19 protein-coding genes and 2 pseudogenes are annotated in these 21,278 nt (G+C 59.3%); 9 read left to right on the top strand and 12 right to left on the bottom strand.

Features of this window, described 5'->3' with window-relative positions; genetic code table 11:
* Positions 1-85 precede the first annotated feature (85 nt).
* Positions 86-988: a transcriptional activator NhaR gene (nhaR, locus tag FRT59_RS26175; protein WP_034119026.1), complete on the top strand. Its 903-nt coding sequence runs from the start codon at positions 86-88 to the stop codon at positions 986-988.
* Between the two features lie 4 nt (positions 989-992).
* Here nhaR and FRT59_RS26170 read toward each other — a convergent pair whose 3' ends face one another.
* Entirely contained in the window at positions 993-2,150 is a 1,158-nt protein-coding gene (locus tag FRT59_RS26170) for an MFS transporter (RefSeq protein ID WP_153872769.1), read from the bottom strand.
* A gap of 241 nt (positions 2,151-2,391) precedes the next feature.
* On the opposite strand from FRT59_RS26170, the gene sstT reads away from it, so the two are divergent.
* Positions 2,392-3,612, top strand: a complete 1,221-nt coding sequence (gene sstT, locus FRT59_RS26165; protein WP_153872768.1) for a serine/threonine transporter SstT — start codon at positions 2,392-2,394, stop codon at positions 3,610-3,612.
* Between the two features lie 83 nt (positions 3,613-3,695).
* Here the strand turns inward: sstT and FRT59_RS26160 are convergent, their stop codons facing one another.
* Together FRT59_RS26160 and FRT59_RS26155 are read right to left on the bottom strand one after the other, a co-directional pair.
* Positions 3,696-6,797, bottom strand: coding sequence for a hypothetical protein (locus tag FRT59_RS26160; RefSeq protein WP_198809877.1), 3,102 nt, complete (start codon positions 6,795-6,797; stop codon positions 3,696-3,698).
* Positions 6,798-6,982: 185 nt separating this feature from the next.
* Positions 6,983-7,492 (bottom strand): DUF1993 domain-containing protein, encoded by a 510-nt coding sequence (locus tag FRT59_RS26155; RefSeq protein ID WP_034119023.1) that lies wholly within the window; start codon positions 7,490-7,492, stop codon positions 6,983-6,985.
* A 116-nt stretch (positions 7,493-7,608) separates the two neighbouring features.
* On the opposite strand from FRT59_RS26155, the gene FRT59_RS26150 reads away from it, so the two are divergent.
* Complete coding sequence (locus FRT59_RS26150; RefSeq protein WP_153838472.1) at positions 7,609-8,262, top strand: YceH family protein; 654 nt, start codon at positions 7,609-7,611, stop codon at positions 8,260-8,262.
* Positions 8,263-8,382: 120 nt separating this feature from the next.
* Here the strand turns inward: FRT59_RS26150 and FRT59_RS26145 are convergent, their stop codons facing one another.
* On the bottom strand, positions 8,383-9,201 hold the full coding sequence (locus FRT59_RS26145; RefSeq protein WP_034119021.1) for a shikimate 5-dehydrogenase: 819 nt from the start codon (positions 9,199-9,201) through the stop codon (positions 8,383-8,385).
* A gap of 157 nt (positions 9,202-9,358) precedes the next feature.
* Between FRT59_RS26145 and FRT59_RS26140 the strand changes: the two genes are divergently transcribed.
* The 3 genes from FRT59_RS26140 (at position 9,359) to FRT59_RS26130 (ending at position 10,431) form a co-directional block, all read left to right on the top strand.
* The gene (locus tag FRT59_RS26140) at positions 9,359-9,733 is read left to right on the top strand and encodes a hypothetical protein (protein WP_080752958.1); all 375 of its coding nucleotides are present in this window, start codon (positions 9,359-9,361) and stop codon (positions 9,731-9,733) included.
* A 229-nt stretch (positions 9,734-9,962) separates the two neighbouring features.
* A complete protein-coding gene (locus tag FRT59_RS26135; protein WP_034119020.1) occupies positions 9,963-10,157 on the top strand; it encodes a hypothetical protein in 195 nt (64 codons plus the stop codon).
* A gap of 91 nt (positions 10,158-10,248) precedes the next feature.
* Positions 10,249-10,431, top strand: coding sequence for a hypothetical protein (locus FRT59_RS26130; protein ID WP_153838474.1), 183 nt, complete (start codon positions 10,249-10,251; stop codon positions 10,429-10,431).
* On the opposite strand, the gene FRT59_RS26125 is transcribed toward FRT59_RS26130, so the two are convergent.
* Complete coding sequence (locus tag FRT59_RS26125; protein WP_034119018.1) at positions 10,428-11,495, bottom strand: AI-2E family transporter; 1,068 nt, start codon at positions 11,493-11,495, stop codon at positions 10,428-10,430. The genes FRT59_RS26130 and FRT59_RS26125 overlap by 4 nt on opposite strands.
* Before the next feature lie 174 nt (positions 11,496-11,669).
* Between FRT59_RS26125 and trhP the strand changes: the two genes are divergently transcribed.
* A complete protein-coding gene (gene trhP / locus FRT59_RS26120) occupies positions 11,670-12,983 on the top strand; it encodes a prephenate-dependent tRNA uridine(34) hydroxylase TrhP (RefSeq protein WP_153872767.1) in 1,314 nt (437 codons plus the stop codon).
* 4 nt (positions 12,984-12,987) lie between these two features.
* Here the strand turns inward: trhP and FRT59_RS27640 are convergent, their stop codons facing one another.
* From FRT59_RS27640 to FRT59_RS26110, 3 genes and pseudogenes are all read right to left on the bottom strand, one after another.
* The gene (locus tag FRT59_RS27640; protein WP_371319373.1) at positions 12,988-13,743 is read right to left on the bottom strand and encodes a methyl-accepting chemotaxis protein; all 756 of its coding nucleotides are present in this window, start codon (positions 13,741-13,743) and stop codon (positions 12,988-12,990) included.
* 102 nt (positions 13,744-13,845) lie between these two features.
* Positions 13,846-14,667 (bottom strand): annotated as a pseudogene (locus tag FRT59_RS27635) (cache domain-containing protein); the annotation flags it as partial.
* A gap of 166 nt (positions 14,668-14,833) precedes the next feature.
* Entirely contained in the window at positions 14,834-16,153 is a 1,320-nt protein-coding gene (locus tag FRT59_RS26110) for a Na+/H+ antiporter family protein (RefSeq protein ID WP_161793259.1), read from the bottom strand.
* 237 nt (positions 16,154-16,390) lie between these two features.
* On the opposite strand from FRT59_RS26110, the pseudogene FRT59_RS27630 reads away from it, so the two are divergent.
* Both FRT59_RS27630 and FRT59_RS27625 read left to right on the top strand, forming a co-directional pair.
* Positions 16,391-17,680: pseudogene (locus FRT59_RS27630) on the top strand (cache domain-containing protein); the annotation flags it as partial.
* 102 nt (positions 17,681-17,782) lie between these two features.
* Positions 17,783-18,538 carry a methyl-accepting chemotaxis protein gene (locus FRT59_RS27625; RefSeq protein WP_411829000.1) on the top strand — a complete coding sequence of 252 codons (756 nt, stop codon included), beginning with the start codon at positions 17,783-17,785 and terminating at the stop codon, positions 18,536-18,538.
* A 148-nt stretch (positions 18,539-18,686) separates the two neighbouring features.
* On the opposite strand, the gene FRT59_RS26100 is transcribed toward FRT59_RS27625, so the two are convergent.
* From FRT59_RS26100 to FRT59_RS26085, 4 genes are read right to left on the bottom strand one after another with little or no spacing between them, the layout of a single operon-like run.
* On the bottom strand, positions 18,687-20,000 hold the full coding sequence (locus tag FRT59_RS26100; RefSeq protein ID WP_153872765.1) for a sensor histidine kinase: 1,314 nt from the start codon (positions 19,998-20,000) through the stop codon (positions 18,687-18,689).
* On the bottom strand, positions 19,997-20,665 hold the full coding sequence (locus FRT59_RS26095) for a response regulator transcription factor (protein ID WP_034119012.1): 669 nt from the start codon (positions 20,663-20,665) through the stop codon (positions 19,997-19,999). Before FRT59_RS26095 ends, FRT59_RS26100 begins: the two co-directional genes overlap by 4 nt.
* Complete coding sequence (locus tag FRT59_RS26090; protein ID WP_153872764.1) at positions 20,665-20,976, bottom strand: PepSY domain-containing protein; 312 nt, start codon at positions 20,974-20,976, stop codon at positions 20,665-20,667. The genes FRT59_RS26095 and FRT59_RS26090 overlap by 1 nt, the downstream gene beginning before the upstream one ends.
* The gene (locus FRT59_RS26085; RefSeq protein WP_034119010.1) at positions 20,976-21,278 is read right to left on the bottom strand and encodes a PepSY domain-containing protein; all 303 of its coding nucleotides are present in this window, start codon (positions 21,276-21,278) and stop codon (positions 20,976-20,978) included. The genes FRT59_RS26090 and FRT59_RS26085 overlap by 1 nt, the downstream gene beginning before the upstream one ends.

The following is a 21,278-nucleotide window of genomic DNA, read 5'->3' as shown; positions in this document are numbered from 1 at the left end:
GCGAGGCATTCTATGCACGCGAACAGTTCAGGAAAATTCGTATTTTTCTCGCGTATACTTCGGTTTTCACGAAGTGTAGACCGTCATGCTCAATTATCGGCAACTGCATTACTTCTGGGTGGTGGCCAAGACCGGCAGCATTGTGCGTGCATGCGAGCAGTTGAACCTTACGCCCCAGACCATCAGCGGGCAGATCAGCCTGTTGGAGCAAACCTTCGGCATTGCCTTGTTTCAGCGTGTAGGACGCCAGCTTGAACTCACGGAGGCCGGCCGTCAGGCCCTGCCCTACGCCGAGCAGATGTTCCAGACAGGCAATGAACTGGAAGCGATGCTGCGCGCCCAGCCCGATGAGCAACAGATTCCGTTCCGGGTCGGGGTGGCGGATGTGGTGCCCAAGTCCATTGTCTATCGGTTGATCGCACCGACCATGGAGCTGAGCGAACCGATCCGTATCACCTGCCGTGAAGACAAACTCGAGCGATTATTGGCCGACCTGGCGATCCAGCGCCTGGACCTGGTGATTTCCGACAGCCCCATGCCCACGCATCTGGACATCAAGGGCTACAGCCAGAAGTTGGGGGAATGCGGCATCAGTTTTTTCGCCACCCAGGCCTTGGCTGACCAGTATGGTGGTGATTTCCCACAGTGTTTGCAGGGCGCGCCGCTACTGATTCCTGGAGCGGAGACGGTGGTGCGCAGTCGTTTGCAGCGCTGGTTTGCCGAACAGCAGATTCAGCCCCGGATCATCGGTGAGTTCGACGACAGTGCGCTGATGCAGGCATTCGGCCAATCCGGCAGCGGGATCTTTATCGCCCCTAGCGTGATCGCCGACGAAGTGGTACGCCAATACGGCGTCGCGCTGATCGGCCAGACCGATGCGGTGACCGAGTCGTTTTATGCGATCTCGGTGGAGCGCAAGGTCAAACACCCCGGTATCGTGGCGATTACCGAAGGTGCACGACGGGAGCTGTTTACCGCCCTGCCCTGATCGCTCAGGCGCTGGAGGCCACCGGCTGCTTGGCAGCCATCAGCCACAGTGCCAGCAGGATCGACACCAGGATAAATCCCGAGGCAGCAAACCCCAGGCTGCCCAACCCCAACGTGTCGATGACATGCCCGCCGACCATCGCGCCCAGGCCGATGCCCAGGTTGGCCCCGGCGATATTCAGCGATGCGGCAAACGCCGGCGCATGGGGCGCCGCCTTCATCAGCCGCACGTGGCTGACCAGGAACATCGCCGCCTGGGTCACGCCCCACACCGCCATCGCCGCGGCCAGGCCGATGGTCGAGTGAATCGCCGGCACCACTGCCACCATGCCCGCTACCATGAACGCGCAGAACACCATGGAGGCGATCAGCGGGTGGCGATCCACGGCGCGCCCGCCCAGGGAGTTGCCGATCAGCCCGACCGCGCCAAAGCCCATCAGGCACCAGCCCACCAGCGTGCCGTCGAACCCGGCCAGGCGTTCAAGGATGTCCGCCAGGTAGGTATAGGCAGTGAACATGCCGCTGAACACCAGGATCGACAAGAGGATATGCCCCTGCATCAACGGGCTGCGCAGGATCTTGAACTGTGAGCGTAGGGTGACCTGCTCGTTCTTCGCCTGGGTGACCGGTAAATAGATAAACAGCAGCAACGCCTTGGCCAGGGCAATCACCGCGAGCACGGCAAACGCGGTGCGCCAGCCGAACAGGTCGGAAATCAGCGTGCCCACTGGAATGCCGAACACTGTGGCGCAGACGATGCCGAAGCCGATTTTTTCAATTGCACGCCCGGCGAATTCCGGGCCGACAATGTCCACCGCCGTTTCGCTGGCCAAGGCCCAGAACACTGGCAACCCCAGCGCGGGGATCAAGCGGGCCAGGGACATCACCCAGATATTGGGCGCCAATGCTGCCACGGTATTGGCCGCCGCGAACATGATCAGAATGCTTATGAACAGGCGCTTGCGCTGGAACCGCGCGCAGTACGCGGTCAGGAAAGGGCCGAACGCCGCCACGGTAAACGCGAACAGCGTCACCAACAGCCCGGCCTGGGACACACTGACATTCAGGTCCCGGGCGATCGACGGCAACAGGCCAACGATGACGAATTCTGTGGTCAGCACGGTAAAACCGGCAGCCGACAGCAGCAGGATAGGGAACAACATGGAAACTCCAGAAACGACGACATCAACGACAGCCCGAAGGGCCCGCTGACGGAGAGGAAAGATGAGAGGGGTGAACCTTAACAGGATATGTCCGTGTTTGGCCAAGCTCGACAGGCGCGGGTGACGGAATGCCGCAGTGAACGGGACGTGTCCTACAGCATGTTAGACTTCGCACCTACTTCCTACAGTACTTCCTGCCTGCAATGCTGTGTCCTACTAAAAAAACTAGAGACAACTGTTTATGACTGCTGCCCCTTCCCTGTTGCAACGTTTAATGCGCGTCAGCCTGGTCACCCAAATTGTCATCGGCCTGATCGCCGGTATCGTGCTGGCCTTGCTGTTCCCCGAGGCCGCCCGCGCTACCGGTTTTATCGGCAAGGTGTTTGTCACGGCACTGAAGGCCGTCGCGCCGATCCTGGTGTTTGTGCTGGTAATGGCCTCGATTGCCAACCATAAACATGGTCAGGAAACCCATATCCGTCCAATCCTGTTCCTGTACCTGCTCGGCACCTTTGCTGCTGCCGTGGTGGCAGTGGTTGCCAGTACGTTGTTCCCCTCCTCCCTGGTACTGGCCACCCATGACGCCGCAGTGAGCGCTCCCGGCGGCATCGGCGAAGTGTTGCAAAGCCTGCTGCTCAGCGTGGTGGATAACCCGGTCAGCGCGCTGATGAACGCCAACTTCATCGGCATCCTGGCATGGGCCATCGGCATGGGCATCGCCATTCGCCATGCCGGCGAAACCACGCGGACGGTATTGGACGACCTGTCCAACGGCGTGACTCTGATCGTACGCGTGGTGATCCGCTTCGCCCCGCTGGGTATCTTCGGCCTGGTGGCCTCGACCCTGGCCACCTCGGGCTTCGGCGCCCTGCTCGGCTATGCCCATCTGCTGGTAGTACTGATCGGCTGCATGCTGTTCGTGGCGCTGGTAATCAACCCAGCCATCGTGTTCTGGAAACTGCGCCGCAACCCGTACCCGCTGGTGCTGATGTGCCTGCGTGAAAGCGGTATCACCGCGTTTTTCACCCGCAGTTCGGCGGCGAACATTCCGGTCAACCTGGCGCTGAGCAAGCGCCTGGGCTTGCATGAAGACACCTACTCGGTGTCGATCCCACTCGGTGCCACGATCAACATGGCCGGTGCCGCAATCACCATCACCGTGCTGACCCTGGCGGCCGTGCACACCCTCGGGATCGCCGTGGACCTGCCTACCGCCGTGCTGCTCAGCGTGGTCGCAGCGGTGTGTGCCTGTGGTGCGTCGGGGGTGGCGGGTGGTTCGCTGCTGCTGATCCCGCTGGCGTGCAGCCTGTTTGGCATTCCAAGTGAAATCGCCATGCAGGTAGTGGCCGTCGGTTTCATCATCGGCGTGCTGCAGGATTCGGCGGAAACCGCGCTCAATTCGTCCACCGATGTGCTGTTTACGGCTGCGGCGTGTTTGGGCAAGGAAGAACAAACGGCCTGAATGAGCAAAAGAAAAGCCCGAGCCGGTCATTCCAGAACCGACTCGGGCGTTCTAATTGTTGTATCGCTTCATGCAGAGGCGCCTTACATCACGTCTTTGGGTTTGTGCTTATATACGTTATCAACACTGCGATTAGCCGCAATCACTTTCCAAGAAAGGACCCCTTTGCCCTTTAACGCAGCGAACGTTGAGAGGCCTCTAGTACCGAGGGCCGCTCCCCCGGCAAACGGGTTGGCGGCACTGATAAATGCCCGCCCCAGCCTGCCTGCAACGCCTCCTTTTCCTAGCTGCCCCCCCACCTTCGCTATCTTGGAAATCTTTCCGAGAGCTCCGGCACCGGCAATAACGAAACCGAATATGTCGAATGCAAGAAACGCAAGCCCTTCACCGACTCTGCCATGCTGAAAACTGTGTATAGCTGATGCACCGGGTATAAGCGAACGGGTAACCGCTTGTATTTTTTCGAAATCCGTCACTTCACTATCAAACGTAGTAACGATGTCCCTGGCGGCATCAACCAACTTTTCGCGCTCACCCTCCTTAAAAAAATGTCCCGTAACAACATCGGCAATGTACTGTGTTCTCGCAGAAGAGAACGCGTTAATGAGCGATGATGGTTCAGGCTTCGGTTCTCGCTCCTTACTTCCGCTGCCTGGGATCTCCTTACTAACGTAATTGTAGATCTTATTGGGATATTCTTCCCCGGGAGGAATAATCTTCCATTCGGTCAACAACCCTTCCCACAATCCAGACGTCAATTCCTTTCGCCTACGCAGAGTTCCCGTGAGGGGATCTAATTGAAAAACGCTTTTCTCACCCTTGTGCAGGGTTTCAAAATACACTGAAGAAACTTCGCTATCGATAACCTCCCCGTTACCAAAACGAGAATTAGTTGGGCGCTCATGGTTCAGCTTAGTAACTTTCTCCGACACATAAACTTTCAACGCACCCAATTGCAACGCCTCTTGATCCTTATCAGATAGCAGTGACACCATATGTTTTACGCCAGTATCCATGGCTCTTTTATGCCCGTCATAATAATCAACGACTTGCTTTTCAAACAGCTCATTTACCGGTGGTAAAAACTTGAGCTCATGGGAGATTTTTTCAATAGGGACAGCAGGGTCATTGGAGTACCACTCCACATGCTTCTGCGGCTGCAAAAAGATATCCAGTATCGAGTACGGGCCTTTTAAATCACGATTCTGTTCTTTTGGAAAGATTGCTTTCTTCTCAAAATCTATCACCCCGTATTCTTTTACAGGGAAGCGTTCCTTCAGCGCATTGAGCGCCAGTGCCTTACGCGTGGCTAATTCTGTGCGCTGTGCTTCTGAAGCTTGCATCAAGGTTTCGAAACGCTTGTTGGCAAGGGTGCTGGCACGTTCAACCTCTTCATCCGTGTAGTTGTTATCCGCCCGTTTTTCAATCGCGCCATCCGCTACAGCCCAGTGAATCAGCCCCTCCTGCGCCGCCAGCGCCGCCACTTGTTCTTCGGCGTCGGTAATGGGATTGAGGTCATCATTCAGCAACTGCTCATAGGTTTTAGTAGCCGCCAGGCCCGGACTGCGTAGCTCGGATTTGGCCACGATGGCCTTCAAACTGACCCAGGCCGGCGAACCGTAAGTCACATCGTCGGGGATGTGCTTGACCAGCAATTCCGGAGCGTGGTGCGACAACAACAAGTAGGCTGCCACCGGAGCGTTGTTGCCATAGGACTTGCGCAGATGCTCGGTCAGCCCCTGAAGGACAAAAGACAGCGGCTTACCCCAATTCTCGCGCGCCGACAGATCAAACCCTGCCACCTTGTTCTTTTCCTCTGGCTTCCACAATGCGTCCTGATTGAGGCCTACCTGAAGCGCCGCAAGCGCCCAATCTTCGGCACTGCCTGCGCCCTCGAACTTAGTGCGCAAGGCTTCGCCCATGGCCTGGGTGGTGGGGCTTTGCAACAGCCTTAAGATCGCTTGCCGGGGGTCTTTCAGCTCTGCCTCGGACCACTGGATGTTTTGTGTCAGATACCCAAAGGCGTTCTGGCTCAGCTTTAAATTGGCAAACTCAGGCAACTCCATCGCGTTATAGCCAACCGCGTCATAGATAGCCTGTTGTGTTTGTGTATCAAGCGGGGTCGGCCAGGATAATCCTCCCCCAAAATCGCCTTGCGGTTGCCGGTGCTCGGCTGGGCGGGACAGCACCAGGAGCATGTTCTTGATCTCGGCTTGATCCACCGGGTGATTCCAGCCATTGCCAGTCATAAATTGCAAGAGATTCAGTTGCTTGCCTGCCATTGGCTGATTATCCAGATGGAAGCCAGAGTCAGGATCAAGCTGGATTTGTCGCGATAGCAGAAAAGAGCGTAGCCCAGCACTGCGATCATAAGCTGGAAGATCAGGTCGAACGTTATTGAAGCCGTGCAATGCCTCTTGCCTTTGCAGGTACTCGTCCGCCTCAACATGAGCCGTGATCAGGGCATTCCAGAAGGTTTTCAGATCACGCTTATTGGCAAGTGGCTGTTTTTCAGCAGCCAACGTTTCCTCACTGCGCTCCTTCCCAACGCCCGCCGTCGCAAATGCATTGTTACTTTGCAACTCTTGGGCGCGTTGTTTATTTGCACTTGAATCTTGATGAATCGTTTCGCCATAGAACTGTGCAACCAGCTTGAGCGACGCACTCTCCTCATGCACGGCCGACCAGGTTATTCCATCGGGAGAATAGGCTTTTAGCGCAGCCAGAATCGGCCCTGCGAAGGTCGCCCAGGGAGAGTTGTCTTTTAAGGTAAATTGGGTATGCAGCCCATTTTTCGCGACGCTCAGCGCCCCATCAGAAGTGATCTGCAGGGTCGACGGATCTAAACCATCCGCCTTGAGCCAATCTAAAAAGTCTTTGTCGTTTAGTGTATTACGCAGCTGTGTACGCCATTGGCCGAAGGAGGAAGCTTCCGGGATTGTCGCGATAACCGGGTCCTGATCGTGGGTTCGGCCTTCCAGCGCCTCTGCATAACTAGCGGCCAGTTCGCTGTTGGCTTGTTCACGCTGAGCCGCTTGAGAAGACGCTGCATCGCCCACCTCTCGCCGGGGGCGAGGCATGGCAATTGAATTCATAGGCGAACCTTGATTTTTTGGTGCCTCCGGTGCTGGGCCAAATTGATAATTTTGGGGGGGCGTAGTCAACGCGTTGGAAGAAAAACTCATATGGTTTGTAGTCTCCAGGCATATCGATATAAAGTTTTATAGGCGCTCCTGAGTGAGAACTATCGGGGTATTGGTTGCATAACACTGTGTAACGAGTTATGAGAAAAATATAAAGATTCCACGCATAAAAAACCCAGGGTTATTCAATCAAGAACAACCCTGGGTCATGTTTTTAACGTTTAAGTTTAGAACGCGCCCATGTAATCGCGCTTGCCCACTTCCACACCGTTATGACGCAGCAGGGCGTAAGCGGTGGTGACGTGGAAGAAAAACTGCGGCAGGCCGTAGGTCAACAGGTAGGACTGGCCGCTGAAGCGCTTTTCTTTCGGAGTGCCCGGGCGGGTGACGATCTCGATACCTTCCTTGCCGTCGATCTGCTCTGGCTTGATGGTGTCAACGAACGCCAGGACCTTGGCGATCAGCGCTTGCAGGTCGGCGAAAGTGACTTCGCTGTCTTCATATTTGGGTACTTCGACCTCGGCCAGGCGGGCGGAAACGCCTTTGGCGAAGTCGACGGCGATCTGCACCTGGCGCACCAGTTGGAACATGTCAGGGAACAGGCGTGCTTGCAGCAAGGCGTTCGGCTCGATGTTCTTGGCAGTGGCGTGGGCTTCGGCTTTGGTCAACACACCGCTCAGGGCGGTGAGCATTTGCTTGAAGACTGGGATAGAAGCGGCGTACAGGGAAATGGTCATGACAGTCTCATCGGTTATGGCAGGGTTGGAACCAACCGCGATTATAGACATGCCCGCTGCTTGTCTTTTATTTTTTCCAGCTTAGGCTAGAGCGTTCACTGCATAGGGAAAGCGCGATGACCGCCGAGCACGACACCGACACCCCTGAGCCGCGCCTGAACAGCACGGAAATTCGCATCCTGGGCTGCCTGATCGAAAAACAGGCGACCCATCCGGAAACCTACCCCCTGACCCTCAACGCCCTGGTGCTGGCCTGCAACCAGAAGACCAGCCGTGAACCGGTGATGAACCTCACCCAAGGCCAGGTCGGCCAGAGCCTGCGCGCCCTGGAGGGCCAAGGTTATACCCGGCTGGTGATGGGCAGCCGCGCCGACCGCTGGGAACACCGGGTGGACAAGGCCCTGGAGCTGGTACCCGCCCAGGTGATTTTGATCGGGCTGCTGTTCCTGCGTGGGCCGCAAACAGTCAACGAGCTGCTGACCCGCAGCGGGCGGATGCATGATTTCGAAGATGCCGAGCAGGTCGTGCATCAGCTGGAACGCCTGATTGCACGGGGGCTGGCGTTGTTGGTGCCGCGTCAGGCAGGGCAGCGGGAAGACCGCTATACCCATGCGCTGGGGGATCCGGCGGATATTGAAACGATTATCGCGGCACGGGGAAGCCCAGTAGAACGTGGGGCCGCCAGTGGGGTTTCGCTGGAGCGGATTGAAGAGCTGGAAGCCCGGATCGCGGCGCTGGAAGAACGGCTGGTGCAGCTGGAACAGGCCTGACACGGACAAAACTGTGGGAGCGGGCTTGCTCGCGAATGCGGTGCATCAGTTAAGAATCCATTGACTGACACACTGCATTCGCGAGCAAGCCCGCTCCCACAATGGTATGTGCGCAAGCCTTTAGCTTCGGGCAAAAGCTACCGCCGCCTGGAACTGCTCCTGCGTCGGGCGCACACCGGTGTACAACACAAACTGCTCCAGCGCCTGGATCGCAATGACCTCCAGCCCGGTAATCACCCGCTTGCCCTTGGCACGGCCACGCACGATCAAGGGTGTTTCAGCCGGAATCGCCACTACATCGAAGACAGTCTGCGCTGTATCCACGGCATCCGCCTCGAACGCCAACGCATCCGCCTCGGCCCCGCCGGTCATGCCGATGGGTGTGACGTTGATCAGCATCTGCGGGCGCAGGTCGCCCAGGTCCGCTTGCCACTCATACCCCAGGTTCCGGGCCAATGCCTGGCCCGCGGCTTCATTCCGCGCCACGATCACGCCATTGGCATAACCGCCATCACGCAAGGCACTGGCGACCGCCTTGGCCATACCGCCGCTACCGCGCAGGGCGAATGTCGAGTCTTTCGGCACGGCATGCTTTTTCAGCAGTTGCTCGATGGCGATGTAGTCAGTGTTGTAGGCCTTGAGATGCCCATTGGTGTTGACGATGGTGTTCAGCGAGTCAATGGCTTGAACCGAATCGTCGAGTTCGTCCACTAAGGCAATGGCGGCCTCCTTGAACGGCATGGAAACTCCGCAACCACGCACGCCCAAGGCGCGAATACCACCTATCGCGCCGGGTAAATCCTGGCTGCTGAAGGCTTTATAGTAGAAATTCAGACCCAGCTGTTCATACAGATGGTTATGAAAACGCAGGCCAAAGTTCCCGGGGCGCGCCGACAGTGACATGCACAGCTGGGTGTCCTTGTTGGGGTGCATTTGCATGGGTAACTCCTTGAAGTAAGCAAATCGGTACAGACCTTACACAACCTTTACCTACTGGCTGTGCTGTTTTTCGAACAATACGTTGTCTTAGCAGTATCCCCGCGACAATCCTTGAGTCTATTGATTGCAGACCACAAGCGCAGGGGCTAACCGAGGAATGACCATGATTCGTAAAATCCCCAGGATCGCCTTGCTGATCGGCGCACTCGCGATGGCCGGCCAAGCCTCCGCCCACGGTGGTGGTTGGGGTGGCCCAGCCGTGTTGGGCGCGCTTGTCGGCGCAGCCGTCGTCGGCTCCGTGGTTGCCAGCCAGCCACGCGAGGTCTATGTGCAACAACCGGTCTACGTCCAGCCGCAGCCCGTGTATGCCGCTCCGCCGCCGGTCTATTACGCACCGCCACCGCCAGTGTATGTGCAACAGCAGGTGTATTACCGCCCGGCACCGGTCTATTACGGGCCACCACGCGGCTATTATGGCCCGCCTCGCGGCTATTACGGCCCTCCCCACGGCCACTACGGCCGCGGCTGGTAAGGTTGACTTGAATGGAACAGGCCTCGCCCACACGCGGGGCCTTTTTTTTCCTGTAGCGTCCGGATTTATCCTGCCGATGTCGCTGTGAAGACAGCGCCCGAGCGGCAATCCCACATGATAGGGGTCCAATATCCTCTTGATCGGCGAACGCTCACGCTGTCATGGTTACGTCATAAAACAGTCTCACTATCGACCCAGTCCACCCAATAACAATTAAGGACGATTGCCCATGCCCACACAAAATCCGCACCGCACCGCCGGCCTCTGCACATCCAGCAAGGTCTACAGCGTGCTGACTGAACTCAAGCACCTGGAAGGCCATCGCAGTGCAAAACTCCTGGCGCTGCTAACAGAAAACCTGGTGCGCAAGGGGCTGCTCAATGAACAGGAAGTGGTGCACATGCTCGATCAAGTGGTGGATTAACGCCTGGCGTTGATGTCGACTATCGAGCCCGGTGATTTTTCCTGAGCACCAGCGCGCCGTAAGGTGACCTCCATAGCGATTGGAGGTACTTATGCCCACTGTTCAAATCATGTCTGTCATCGGCAGCGCCGTTCCCATGCCTTTGCGCAAGTTAGGCTTGCTGGCCTGCTGGTACGTAGTACTCGATGGCGAGCCGGTCAGCGGCCCGCTCACCTCATTATCCGATGCCGAAACACAGCGCCGTCTGGTCTGCGACTTCAGGCTTCACGCCTAGGGCAACGGCAATTTGACCCGCGGCTTGGTCTCGACGAACAACGCCCAGCACGACATGAACAACGCCGCCACCAGCGGCCCGATGACAAAGCCGTTCAGGCCAAACACCGACAGGCCGCCCAAGGTCGAGATCAGGATCAGGTAGTCCGGCATCTTGGTGTCCTTGCCCACCAGGACCGGGCGCAGCACGTTGTCCACCAGGCCGATCACGAACACACCGAAAAGCGCCAGGACCACGCCCTGCCAGATCGAACCACTCAACAGGAAGTAAACCGCCACCGGGCCCCAGACAATCCCAGCCCCCACCGCAGGCAGCAGGGACAGGAACGCCATCAATACGGCCCAGAGCAACGCACTGGGAATATCCAGGAACCAGAAGATCAAGCCACCCAGCGCACCTTGGGTCACGGCCACCAGCACGTTGCCCTTGACGGTGGCCCGCACCACCCGGTTGAACTTGAGTTGCAGGCGACGCTTTTGCGGCTCGGCCAACGGCACCGCGGTACGCACCTTGCGCACCAATTCCGGGCCGTCGCGCAGCAGGAAAAACAACAGGTACAGCATGATGAAAAAGCTCACCAGGAAATCAAATGTACCCTGACCGAAGCTGAATGCCTGGGAAGCAAAGAACTGACTGCCCTGCATCGCGCCCTTGACCACTTTCTCGCGCAGCCCTTCCAGATTGCCCATGCCGAAGCGGTCGAGCAGGTGCTGGAAATACGGCGGCAGGAAATTCTTGAATTGCTCGATATAGCCGGCCACGTCCAGCTTGCCGCTCTCGACGTTTTTATAAAGCGTGGCGCCCTCTTGCACCAGCAACGCGCTGGTAATGATCACCGGTAGAATCGCAATCACCAGGCACACCATCAAGGTGGTCAGGGAGGTCAGGTTGCGGTTCCAGCCGAACCGCTGCTGCAGGCGGCGTTGCATGGGCGCAAAGATAATGCCGAGGATCACCGCCCAGAACACCGCGCCGTAGAACGGCAGCAATATCCAGATAAAAGCGATGGTCACCAGAGCCAGCAGCAGCAACAGGGTTTTGAATTGCAGGTTGGTTTGATTCATGTTCGATCCATGTCAGAAAAGCAGCGGGCCGGTGTCGGCCCTGTTGCTTAGTCCGCGGCGAAACCAGGGAGTGCCCTTGTTTATCGAACAAGCATAGATCGCCTTGTTTAGACCTGGGTCAATGAACCGCGTCCGCCCCTGCACTACCCTCGCGCCTTTTTGCGACCCACCCCCATGCTCCCGATAATTGCCCCCGAACTCCTCGCCCCCGCCGGCACCCTGAAAAACATGCGCTACGCCTTCGCTTACGGCGCCGACGCCGTCTATGCCGGCCAGCCGCGCTACAGCCTGCGGGTGCGCAACAACGAGTTTGACCACGCCAACCTCGCCCTCGGCATCCTGGAAGCCCATGCCCAGGGCAAGCGTTTCTATGTGGTAGTGAACATCGCGCCACACAACGCCAAGCTCAAGACCTTCCTCAAGGACCTGGCGCCCGTGATCGCCATGGGCCCGGACGCGCTGATCATGTCCGACCCGGGGCTGATCATGCTGGTGCGCCGGCACTTCCCGCAGATGCCGATTCACCTGTCGGTGCAGGCCAATACGGTGAACTGGGCCAGCGTGGAGTTCTGGCAGCAACAAGGTATTTGCCGGGTGATCCTGTCGCGAGAGCTGTCCCTGGAAGAGATCGCTGAAATCCGCCAGCAAGTACCGGCCATGGAGTTGGAGGTGTTTGTCCATGGCGCCTTGTGCATGGCCTATTCCGGGCGCTGCCTGCTGTCGGGCTACATGAACAAGCGCGACGCCAACCAGGGCACCTGCACCAACGCTTGCCGCTGGAAGTACCAGGCCACGCCAGCGGTGGAGAACGCGACCGGCGATATCGTCCAGCAGTACCCGCCGACGCTGGGGATCGGTACGCCAACCGACCAGGTGTTCCTGCTACAGGAAGCCAATCGCCCCGACGAGCCAATGCCCGCCTTCGAAGATGAGCACGGCACCTACATCATGAACGCCAAGGACCTGCGTGCCGTGCAGCATGTGGAGCGTCTGGCGCATATGGGCGTTCACTCGTTGAAGATCGAAGGCCGTACCAAATCCCACTTCTACTGCGCACGCACCACCCAGGTGTATCGCCAGGCCATCGATGATGCGGTAGCCGGGCGCGCCTTTGATCGCGGCTTGATGACCAACCTCGACTCCCTGGCCCAACGCGGCTACACCGAGGGCTTCCTGCGTCGCCATGTGCACGACGAATACCAGAACTACCAGAACGGCAGCTCGGTTTCAGAGCGCCAGCAGTTTGTCGGGGAGCTGACCGGGGAACGTCGCGGCGAGTTGGCCGAGGTCAAGGTGAAGAACCGCTTTGCCGTGGGCGATCATCTGGAATTGATGACGCCGGCCGGCAATTTTCACTTTGACCTGGCCACCTTGCAAAACGCCAAGGACGAAGCCATTGAGGTGGCACCCGGGGACGGGCACACGGTGTATGTGCCCCTGCCGGCGGAAATGGACCTGCGCTTTGGCCTGCTGATGCGCGACCTGTAAAAAGTCAGATCCTGAACTGACCAACCAACTGCCCCAAGCGCTGGCCCAGATCCGCCAGGCTGCGGGAGGTCTGGGCACCCAGTTGGGTTTCATCCGCTACGCTGTCCACCGCCACAGCGATCTGATGCACGCTGCGGTTGATCTCTTCGGCCACGGCGGTCTGCTCCTCGGCGGCGCTGGCAATCTGCGCGTTCATCGAGTTGATGGTGCCGATCAGCTGGGCCATGGTGTCCAGGGACGCCCCGGCTTCATTGGCCTGGGCAGAGGTGCCGTCGCCGGCATCGCTGGAGCGGCGCATTGCGTCCACGGCAGCCTCGGTACCTTTTTGCAGGCGGTCGATCATGCCCTGGATTTCCTGGGTACTGGTTTGAGTACGGCTGGCCAGGGCGCGCACTTCATCGGCGACCACGGCAAACCCGCGCCCGGCCTCTCCGGCCCGTGCAGCTTCAATGGCCGCATTGAGCGCCAGCAGGTTGGTTTGTTCGGCGATGGAGCGGATCACGCCGAGCACGCTGACAATCGACGATACATCTTGCTGCAGGCTGTCCAGGGACACGCCGCTGCTGCGGATATCGTTCACCAGCGCATGGATCTGCGCGATGCTGCCGTCCACCACACGCTTGGCAGCCTGCCCCTCGGCGTCAGTCTGTTGCGCGGCGACGGCGGCGCCCTGGGCACTGCGTGCCACTTCGTGGGCAGCGGATGACATCTGGTTGATTGCGGTGGCCACCTGGTCGGTCTCGTGGCGCTGGCGTTCCATGGCTTGCTCGGCACGCTGGGCCTGGTCGGATACCTGGCCGACCAGGCCGGTGAGCTGGGCGGTCATTTCGGTGATCTGACGCACCAGGCCATGGATTTTATCGACAAAGCGGTTGAACGCACCGGCCAGGTCGCCGAGTTCATCCTGGCTGGTGATGGCCAGGCGCCGGGTCAGGTCGCCTTCACCGGCGGCAATATCGTCGAGGTTGGCTTTCATCAGGCTCAGCGGACGCAGGATGGTATTGGCGACCAGCATGCCCACGGCGGCGATCACCAGCAGCACCACCACGGCGACGCCGAAGATGCTCAGCAGCACGCCTTCCATACGTTTCTCGACCTTGGCCTCGACCACCGCGACCTGGGCCTCGATGCCGTCCAGGTTGACTGCGGTACCGATGACCATGTCCCACTTGGGCAGATACTCGGTGTAGCCGAGCTTGGGCACCAGTTCGGTCTGGCCGGGTTGGGTCGAGCTGTATTGCAGGTAGTGGGTGCCGTCCTTGCCGACCTTGACCAGGTCGCGGTTGACATAGACGCCATTGGGGTCGCGGTTGTCCTTGAAGCTTTTGCCGACGCCGTCCGGGCTGTTGCCCTTGAACAGGCGGATGGTCTCGGAGTCGTAACCGAAGAAGTAACCGTCCTTGCCGTAGGTGGTGTTGGACAACAACTTGACCACCTGCGCGCGCGCCGCGCTATCGCCGGGCGCGGCTGCGTCGTAGAGCGGCTTGATGGTGGTCATGGCCACCTCGACATAGCTTTGAAGGGTGGCCTTGGCGTCGCTGAGCAGTCGCTGGCGGGTTTCATCCACTTCGTTGCGGGCCTGGCCCTGAAGAATCCACACGGTGGTCAGGCTGATGACCACGGCAAACAACAACACCGGCACTACGGCAAGGGCCAGGACTTTGGCCTTCAAACTCAGACGCATGGCTTTTCCCTCTGGTGAGTGGCGACTTGAGAGGTTAACGGCCAGGTGAGTGATTTCTGTAGGAGCGAGCTTGCTCGCGAAGAACCTGAGAACTCTGCGGGGTGTCAGGTTGATCGCATTATCGTTGGCGTTTTTCGCGAGCAAGCTCGCTCCTACAAGGCGTTCATCAGAGCGTCATCGCGGCCAGCCAGCCGAACGCCAGCAGCGGGATGTTGTAGTGCAGGAAAGTCGGCACCACGGTGTCCCAGATATGGTGGTGCTGGCCGTCTATATTCAGGCCGGAGGTGGGACCGAGGGTGGAATCCGACGCGGGCGAGCCGGCATCGCCCAACGCACCGGCGGTACCGACGATGCACACGATGGCCAGCGGGCTGAAGCCCAGTTGCACGCACAACGGCACGAAAATAGCGGCAAGGATCGGCACCGTGGAAAACGACGAGCCGATGCCCATGGTCACCAGCAGCCCCACCAACAACATCAGCAGCGCCCCTACCCCACGACTATGACCGATGAACGCCGCCGAAGCTTCCACCAGCGAACGCACGTCACCGGTGGCCTTGAGCACTTCGGCAAAGCCCGACGAGGCGATCATGATGAAGCCGATCATCGCCATCATCTTCATGCCTTCGGTGAACAAGTCATCGGTGTCGCGCCAGCGCACGATGCCCGACACCGAGAAGATCAGGAACCCGGCCAGGGCACCGATGATCATCGAGTCCAGCCATAGCTGGATGATAAAGGCCGAGGCAATCGCCAGGCCGGCTACCAGCAGGGTCAGCGGGTTGTACTGCACCGCCACTTGTTCGACACGCTCGATTTTTTCCAGGTCGTACACGCGCTTTTTGCGGTAGCTGATAAACACCGCCACCAGCAGGCCGACCACCATGCCCAGCGCCGGTAACCCCATGGCGTGGGTCACATTGACCTGGCTGATATCCACACCGCTCTTGGCCACGTTGGCCAACAGGATCTGGTTGAGGAAGATATTGCCGAAGCCCACCGGCAGGAACATGTATGGGGTGATCAGGCCGAACGTCATCACGCAGGCGATCAGGCGGCGGTCCAGTTGCAGCTTGGTCAGCACATACAGCAGCGGCGGTACCAGCAGCGGAATAAACGCAATATGGATCGGCAAGATGTTCTGCGAAGCGATTGCCACCACCCACAACAGGCCGATCAACAGCCATTTGACGTGGCTGCCGCCGCTGGCTTCCTGGCGATCAACCAGCAGTAGGGCTTTGTCCGCCAGGGCATGGGCCAGGCCGGACTTGGCAATCGCCACCGCGAAAGCACCGAGCAATGCGTAGGACAAAGCCACGGTTGCGCCACCACCCAGCCCACCGTTGAACGCTTTGAGCGTGGCGTCGATTCCCAGGCCACCGGTCAAGCCACCCACCAGGGCGCCGACGATAATGGCGATGACCACATGCACGCGGGACAGGCTGAGCACCAGCATGGTGCCGACCGCGGCGATGACTGCGTTAATCATGGTTACCTCAAGCAAAAACATAAAAGACAGGCATGCCCGCGCACGGCCCATGGGAACAGCTGCCGGCGTGCAGGCTTGAAAGAGGTCTTATTAGAGGGCGCGCACTTTGCAGCAGGCAGGCGCTCATGTCAAAAAACGCTAGCGTTTTGAGGTTTAAAATTGATCGTTTGAATAAAGAACCATGGGCGCCGGCCGATAAGCTGTTTCCATGTGCTTTCAGGTAAGGATGTCCCGATGTCGCTCAGGCAGCTCTCCATTCAATGGAAAATCACCCTGCTCGCGGGCCTGTGCCTGCTTGGGATCGTGACCCTGCTGGTGGGTCTGTCGCTGTACCGCATGGCGCAGAGCTCGGAGCAGGTCAAGGCATCCAGCATGCAGATGCTGGACGAAGCCGCGCAGTCGCGCATCGAGGCCCAAGGTGAAGTGCAGGCCCTGGGCATTCGCCAGCAGTTCATGGATGCCTACCAGTACGGCCATGGGTTTTCCCGCCAGGTGCTGTTTTTGCGCGAACAGGCGGAAAAACGCTTTCTCGATGCCTTTGACACCCGTGAAGACCTGACTCGCCAGGTCAAGGCCGCGCTACAGGCCAACCCCGACCTGCTGGGTTTATCCCTGGTGTTCGAGGCCAATGCGCTGGATGGCAAGGACGAATTGTTCGCCAATCAAGCGGAACTGGGTAGTAATGACAAAGGCCGGTTCGCCCTGTATTGGTCGCAACCGACGCCGGGGAAAATCACCTCGATGGCGCTGCCTGAAAGCGACATGGCCGACACCTCCATCGGCCCCAGCGGCGAAAAAGCCAACGCCTGGTTCACCTGCCCGCGCACGACTCTCAAGCCGTGCGTCATCGAACCTTACTTCTATGTGATCGACGGGCAAAACGTGTTGATGACCAGCATCGTGTTCCCGCTGATGGTCAATGGCAAAGTCATCGCCTCACTGTCGGTGGACATCAACCTCAACAGCCTGCAGGCCGTGAGCCAACAGGCCAGCCAGAAGCTGTACGACGGCCAGACCCAGGTCAGCATCCTCAGCCCCACCGGCTTGCTGGCCGGCTACAGCCCGGATGCCAGCAAACTCAGCCAGCGCCTGGAGCAGGTCGACACGGCCAGCGGCGCGCAGTTGGTCAGTGCGTTGGCCAGTAGTACCCAGACACACAGCCTGCGTACCGACCATCAGCTCAAGGTACTCGCGCCCTTCACTCCAATTCCTGGGGGCAAGTCGTGGGGCGTGTTGCTGGATGTACCGGAAAAAGTCCTGGTGGCACCGGCCGAAGCGCTGAAAACCCAGCTGGACGCTGATAATGCCAAGGGCACCCTGCTCGAACTGGGCTTGGGCCTGCTGGCTGCTGTGGTTGGCTTGATGCTGGTGTGGCTGATGGCCCGCAGTGTGACCCGGCCGATCCTCGGCGTGGCCCACATGCTCGAAGATATCGCCAGCGGCGAAGGTGACCTGACCCGGCGCCTGGCCTACGACAAACAGGACGAACTGGGCCAGTTGGCTGGCTGGTTCAACCGCTTCCTCGACAAGCTGCAACCGATCATTGCCGAGGTCAAACGCTCGGTGCAGGATGCCCGCGGTACTGCCGACCAGTCCGCCGCGATTGCCACGCAAACCAGTGCTGGCATGGAGCAGCAGTATCGCCAGGTGGATCAGGTCGCCACTGCGTCCCATGAAATGAGCGCCACCGCCCAGGACGTGGCCCGCAGCGCCGCTCAGGCGGCCCAAGCTGCACGGGATGCCGACCAGGCCACTCGCGAAGGCTTGACCGTCATCGATCGCACCACCGCCAGCATCGGCGACCTCGCCGCCGACATGAGCACTGCCATGGCCCAGGTCGAAGGCTTGGCCGCCAACAGCGAGAAGATCGGCTCGGTGTTGGAAGTGATTCGCGGCATCGCCGAGCAGACCAACCTGCTGGCACTCAACGCCGCCATCGAAGCCGCGCGTGCCGGTGAGGCTGGCCGTGGCTTTGCCGTGGTCGCTGACGAAGTGCGCAACCTGGCACGCCGTACCCAGGAATCGGTGGAAGAAACCCGCCTGGTGATCGAACAATTGCAAAACGGCACCACCGATGTGGTCGGGTCCATGGGCAACAGCTATCGCCAGGCCCAAGGCAGTGTCGAACAAGTCGGCCAGGCCGTAACGGCCTTGCGCCAGATTGGCGACGCGGTCACGGTGATCAGCGACATGAACCTGCAAATCGCCAGCGCCGCCGAAGAGCAAAGCGCGGTGGCCGAAGAGATCAACAACAACGTGGCGACCATTCGCGATGTGACCGAGTCGTTGTCCGAGCAGGCCAATGAATCGGCGCGGGTCAGCCAGGCGTTGAACAGTTTGGCGAATCAGCAGCAGGGGTTGATGGATCAGTTCAGGGTGTAACAACTTGCACAACCTTTGAGACTGAAGAACATCTAGATGTGTGTGGGCTTACTTGCGAATGCGGTATGTCAGGTGCCGAATGCATTGACTGGCACACCGCATTCGCGAGCAAGCCCGCTCCCACATTTTGAGCAGTGGTGTGCCAGTGTTAGCGGCGTGGCAATTCGATCAACACTTTAAGCCCACCCAGCTCACTTTCCTTCAACTGCAACAACCCGCCCCACACCTCGACGATGTCCCGCACGATCCCCAGCCCCAGGCCATGGCCGATCATTTGTTCATCCAGGCGCGCGCCTCGGCTGAACACTTGGTCACGCTGGGCCTCGGGAATACCGGGGCCATCGTCTTCCACCGCCAGCAGGTAGCTGCGCGGCGTCGCGATGACGCTCAAACGCACTTCGGCATCCGCCCATTTGCAGGCGTTGTCCAACAGGTTGCCCAACAGCTCCAACAGGTCTTCACGGTCCCAAGGCAATTGCAGGCCCGGCGCGGCGTCGGAGCTCAGGTCCAGGTGTTCGCCATGGATCATGCGCAGGGTGGCCAACAATCCGGGTAGTTCTGCGTCACAGTCAAACAAGGCGCCGGGCAATGAATCGCCCGCCAGGCGCGCACGGTTGAGTTCGCGATTGAGACGCTGCTGCACCTGCTGCAGTTGCTCGCGCAGCAGTTGACTCAACTGCGGATGGTTTTTGAGTGCGTCACTGGACGCTGCGCTCAACAACACGGCCATTGGGGTTTTCAGCGCATGCCCCAGGTTGCCGAGGGCATTGCGCGAGCGTTTGAGACTGTCTTCGGTGTGCGCCAGCAAATGGTTGATCTGCGCCACCAGCGGTTCCAGCTCCAACGGCACCTGAGTGTCGAGCTGCGAGCGCTGGCCCTGTTGCAACTGGGCGATCTGGTTGCGCGCCGTCTCCAGTGGGCGCAGGGCACGACGCACGGTGACCCGCTGCAGGATCAGCACCAGCAGCAGCGCCGCCAACCCGATTACCAGACCGATCTGGCGCATCAGGCGAAAACTTTCCCGCACGGGCGTGTAGTCCTGGGCCACGCTGATGGAAATCGACTTACCAAAGCGCTTGTAGTCCGAACGCAGTACCAACAGCTGTTGACCTTCCGGCCCTAATTGCAGATTGCCCTTGAGCCCGGCCTCGGGGAGCCTGGGCAGCTCCTGGTCCCACAGTGAACGGGAGCGCCAATGGATATCGGCAAAGTCGATACGGAAATAATGCCCGGAGAACGGCCGCTGATAAGCGGGCGACAGGCGTTGCTCATCCAACTGTACGCCATTGGGCCCGCGCACCAGTGCCACCAGCAGGTTCTCACTGTCGTTGTGCAAGCCCGCCTCCAAATAGCGCTGCAAACCGGCCTCGAACAACCACAGGCTGGTTTGCGCCAGCACCACGCCGACGATCACCATCACGCTGATCAACCCCAGGCTCAAGCGCCGCTGGATCGACTTCATGCCGCAGGGGCGCCGAACCGATAGCCCTGGCCGCGTCGGGTTTCAATCACACTGCGCCCCAGCTTGCGCCGCAGATGGTTGACGTGTACTTCCAGCACATTGGAGTCACGCTCGGTCTCGCCGTCATACAAATGCTCGGCCAGATGGCTTTTCGACAGGATCTGTTCGGGATGCAGCATGAAATAACGCAGCAAGCGAAACTCGGCGGCCGTCAGCTGGATCTCGGCGCCATCGCGCAGTACACACTGGCGCCCTTCATCCAGATGCAGGCCGGCGGCTTGCAGGGTGGGCTGGTTGGCTTGGCCGTGGGACCGGCGCAACAGCGCCTGGATGCGCAAGTAGAGTTCTTCGGGGTGAAAGGGTTTGCTCAGGTAGTCATCGGCACCGGCCTTGAGCCCTTCGATACGCTCGGCCCAGGAATCGCGAGCGGTGAGGATCAGCACCGGGATGGCCAGCGCGGCGGCGCGCCATTGCGCGAGCACTTCCAGACCAGGCAAACCGGGCAGGCCAAGGTCGAGGATGATCAGATCATAGGGCTCGCTGCGCCCTTGATACGCGGCGTCGCGGCCATCGGCCAGCCAGTCGACTGCATAGCCCTGACGCTGCAAGCCGGCCAGCAACTCATCAGCCAGGGGTACATTGTCTTCCACCAGAAGCAGGCGCATCAGTCTTCCTCATCTTTGATCAGCACACCGTTGGTCGCGTCCAGCTTGATCTCACGTACCACGCCTTCGGTGGTCACCAACTCCACTTCATAGGCATATTGCCCGTGTTTCTTTTCAAGTTCGGCCTCCAGTAGCCGCGAACCGGGATACCGCGCCATAGCCTGCTGCAACAGTTGCTCCAGCGGCAGGATCACGCCCTGCTGGCGCAGCGCCAAAGCTTCATCCTGGTTGAGGTCGCGGGCCGCCAGGCTGGAGCAGAACAGCATGAGCACCAGCGCCGCTAGACCGCCGACGCGTAAATTTACCTTCATTACGTATCCTGATGATTCTTGAGAACCTGCCCGGTGAGCGCGTCCAATTCAATGTCCCATTCAATGCCGTTGCGATCTTCCAGTTCGACTTCATAGACGTACTTGCCGTATTCCTCATCCAAGTCGGTGCCCAGTAGCGTCGAACCAGGGTGCAGGGCCAGGGCCATGGCGTCCAATTGATCGAAGGCGACAATAGTAACAGTGACAGGCACAGTCAGCGGTTTGTCGGGGTCAACGGCTCTGGCAAGGGTGGCAGTGGAAGCGATGATAGCGGCGGCGACCAGAGCAGTGAGGCGCTTCAT

This window comes from Pseudomonas haemolytica (genome assembly GCF_009659625.1).
GTDB classification, from domain to species: Bacteria; Pseudomonadota; Gammaproteobacteria; order Pseudomonadales; family Pseudomonadaceae; genus Aquipseudomonas; species Aquipseudomonas haemolytica.
Note: the sequence above shows the minus strand (reverse complement) of the source record. Positions and strands in the feature narration are given on the sequence as shown.